Genomic DNA, 1,325 nt, shown 5'->3' with positions numbered 1-1,325 from the left:
CAAGGCATAACATGTACCCAAAGGAGCATGTATGCCAAGCAAACCGAAAGCAGGGTCTGCGCCCCCGCCTGAGCTGCCGGCAATACCAGAGGAGCTCATCGATCAGATCGTGAAGGGGCCGATGACGGCGGAAGCCGTACAGGCGGCCTCGATGGCCTTCAAGAAGGCGCTGATCGAGCGCGCGCTGGGTGCTGAACTCCAACATCATCTGGGCTATCCGAGCGGCGGCCGACGTCCGCCGGAGTCGGCCAACCAGCGCAACGGCAGGAGCGGTAAGACCTTGCTGACAGAGGACGGCCCGTTACGGGTGGACATTCCACGCGACCGTGACGGCAGCTTCGAACCGATCCTGATTCCGCGGCACGAACGCCGCTTTACCGGCTTCGACGACAAGATCATTGCGATGTACGCGCGCGGCATGACCGTGCGTGAGATACGGGGCTTTCTGGCCGAGCAGTACGGCACCGAGGTGTCGCCCGAGTTCATCAGCTCTGTCACCGATGCAGTGACTGAGGAAATCACCGCCTGGCAGGGCCGTCCGCTCGAGCCGATGTATCCGGTGGTGTTCTTCGACGCGCTGCGTGTGAAGATCCGCGACGAAGGGATGGTGCGCAACAAGGCGGTCTATCTGGCACTGGGGATTCTGCCCGATGGCACGCGGGACATTCTCGGGCTGTGGATCGAGAACACCGAAGGCGCGAAGTTCTGGATGAAGGTCTTCAGCGATCTGAAGACGCGCGGCGTGCAGGACATCCTGATCGCCGTCACCGACGGGCTGAAGGGCATGTCCGAAGCGCTGGGAGCGGTCTTCCCGGCGACCACGCTGCAGACCTGTATCGTGCACCTCATCCGCAATTCACTCGACTACGCCGGCTGGAAGGAGCGTCGGGAACTGGCTGCGGCCCTGCGCCCGATTTACACGGCGGCCAGTGCTGCCGCAGCCGAAGCGGAGTTGCTTGCCCTGGAACGCGGCCCGTGGGGCAGCAGGTTCCCGACCGTCATCGCAGCCTGGCGCCGCGCATGGGATCGCGTGATTCCGTTCTTCGCGTTCCCGCCTGAGGTGCGAAAGGTGATCTACACCACGAATTCGCTGGAGAGTGTGAATGCTCAACTGCGCAAGATCATCAAGACGCGTGGACACTTCCCGTCCGACGACGCCGCGACCAAACTGCTCTGGCTTGCGCTGCGCAAAATCACCAGCGACTGGAGCCGCGCTGCCCACGACTGGAAGGCTGCGATGCGGCAGTTCGCGATCCTCTACGAGGATCGCTTCACACGACCCGACAGCTAGAATGAAATTGATCGCCCACCACGCCCGAAATGTT

The 1,325-nt window shown here is 62.6% G+C and carries 1 protein-coding gene; it reads left to right on the top strand.

The window, feature by feature from the left end; genetic code table 11:
* Nucleotides 1–31 precede the first annotated feature (31 nt).
* On the top strand, nucleotides 32–1,291 hold the full coding sequence (locus JNB89_RS30750) for an IS256 family transposase (RefSeq protein ID WP_220364729.1): 1,260 nt from the start codon (nucleotides 32–34) through the stop codon (nucleotides 1,289–1,291).
* Nucleotides 1,292–1,325: the final 34 nt, after the last annotated feature.

The organism is Paraburkholderia phenoliruptrix, from assembly GCF_019511605.1.
In the GTDB taxonomy this organism is placed as follows: Bacteria; Pseudomonadota; Gammaproteobacteria; order Burkholderiales; family Burkholderiaceae; genus Paraburkholderia; species Paraburkholderia phenoliruptrix_A.
This window is presented reverse-complemented; position numbering and strand designations above follow the sequence as displayed.

What these genes read in the sequence shown, in the direction of transcription:
- JNB89_RS30750 (WP_220364729.1), top strand. Translation starts at nt 32, where the DNA reads ATGCCAAGCAAACCGAAAGCAGGGTCTGCGCCCCCGCCTGAGCTGCCG.